1 protein-coding gene is annotated in these 2,136 nt (G+C 34.2%); it reads right to left on the bottom strand.

Going from position 1 to position 2,136, the window contains the following annotated elements; genetic code table 11:
- Window positions 1-209: 209 nt before the first annotated feature.
- Window positions 210-1,943: an IS1634 family transposase gene (locus VJJ26_00405; protein HLC06621.1), complete on the bottom strand. Its 1,734-nt coding sequence runs from the start codon at window positions 1,941-1,943 to the stop codon at window positions 210-212.
- Window positions 1,944-2,136 lie beyond the last annotated feature (193 nt).

Below are 2,136 nucleotides of genomic sequence, written 5' to 3'. Positions count from 1 at the left end.
GTTAGAAAAAGTTAAACAAGCGGCATAATCTTCGATGAAAAATTGCTTAATGAAAAATATTCCAGATCCAAATACCTTGCCGAATTTATGCAAGAATCCCTTCCCATTTCATTTTTACATAAACAGGGCTAAGCGGCTAGCGTGAGTTTATCACGAAGGAAGGTAGATTTTCCCTGAAAGGCTTACTCCTAAAGGGCTGCAACGATTTTTCATGTGTATACACCAACACCGCTTAACTTGTTCCTTTCCTCGTGATATTTATCGATACCAAATTCTTTTATTAACACTTCTTCATCTTCACTGGCTTCTTCCAATCTATATACCGCTTTAACACGGCCCCTTTTTTCCGCAGCTTCAAGCATAACCGCAAGCCTTATATTATTTAAATAATCTAAAAAATTATCTAATGTACCAGTAAAATTAGCTTTTTCTTTTATTTTTTTCCATAATAACGTCGCCAACAAATATCCAAGAACACAAATAAAATAATGTACTTTTATTTTTTGGTCTGTCCAATGAAACTGCGGCCTAATAGCAAGATGATATGGATTCTTTAAATTTTTAAATGCCTGCTCAATAAAACCCTGTCCATGATACGCTTTTATTATCTCCTCAGTGCTCCAATCGTGTCGATCAGTCATGAGGATTCTAACTCCAAATTTATCTTCAAGTATCTTAATTTTCTCTTGATCAACTAAATAATTAAGCTTATAGCTACCTTCGTCACACTCCAATGACCAGCTAATTAGATCATTAATTTTTTTGTCTTGTACTATTTTAGTTATTTTATGTTCCATCTTTTCTTTGGTTTTTGGTTTAAGTACCTTACCGTTTATATCATTTTGTAAAATCATAAGCTCTTTTTTAGCCTTTTCAAGCAGGTGATATATCCAACCAATTTGACCTGCCCTAAGACCAGCTGAAATAAAAACAACTACAGTTCTTTCTTCATCCCAGATAATTTTTTTACCCCTGTAAACTTGTAGTGAACTTCCTGCAATTTCTACTTGCTCAAGATTATTAAAGGCTTCATTTACCAGCTCTTTATGTTGATGAGGAACCAGTGCGCCAACATAGTGTAGTCCCTCTGCTTTTATTAAATTTAAATTATTTTTTGAGTTGTTGCCCCGATCAAATATTACTGTATGATTTTTGATGTCCATATTTAAGAAGTCCATTCTTTCTTTTAACTTGTGTATTATGGAGCTAAAAACTACTGAATCATGTCTGTTCCCCTCATATGTCAAATGAAACAATGGTATCAAGCTGTCTTTTGCCACAATCATCGCAAGTCCAATTTGTCTTAAGTCGGCTCTTTTTTGCTTGTTTTTTCCTCTTTTTGCGATGGTACAGTGTTCATTGGTTGTATGGATATATGTAAAAAAATTAGTCGTATCAAAAAACAAATTATGGTTATCGATCTTGTATAATTCAAAAACTTTTTTTAGTAGCTCTTGTTCTATAAGGCTTATGTTTTCTGCAGGGAGAGCATCCATTAAATCCCAAAAGTGTTGGCTGTCGACTTTGCTTAGATTGGTTTTTAATAGATATTCTAGCGAAGTATTCTTTGCCCAGTCATAAAAACCTCTCTTACTCGTAGGCATGCAAAGACGGCCTATTGCCGCCAATAAAAAAGTTGCTCCGGCAGTTAAATTATTTCTAGATGGTTTCTTCGCGGTGTTTTTTCTTTTTGATTCAACATATTTATTTATGACATTGCAAATATCCAACTCTTGCGCAGTCTTAAGCAGCGTTGCTATAGCGCCATGAGAGTAGGATTTTAATTTGATTTTATCTACCATACCTTGTAAGCGTTGCAACAGATCATTGGCTTTTCCTAAATATGCAAGCATCACCGGTCTCGGTTTCCCGTTGACCCTTCTTGATTCAACAATGTACCAATACTTATTTCCCCTTGAAGTTCTTGCTTGTATGGTTGCCATAATGTTTTATTAGAGTATACATAATAAATATAAGTCCATATTAATACGATAATTAGAGCATGTCAAGCTAATATTTATGATATTAATCAGAGTATACATAAACCATGGGCACAAAAAAACCGCAACCATTTGTTTTTTAATGGATTGCGGCTCTCAAATTTAAGTTTTAACCTATTTTCGTGATAAACTCACG

Source organism: Candidatus Babeliales bacterium (assembly GCA_035288105.1).
Lineage (GTDB): Bacteria > Babelota > Babeliae > Babelales > Vermiphilaceae > SOIL31.
The sequence above is the reverse complement of the archived record's forward strand: the minus strand, read 5'-3'. Positions and strand labels throughout refer to the sequence as shown.

What these genes read in the sequence shown, in the direction of transcription:
- VJJ26_00405 (HLC06621.1), bottom strand. Translation starts at nt 1,943, where the DNA reads ATGGCAACCATACAAGCAAGAACTTCAAGGGGAAATAAGTATTGGTAC.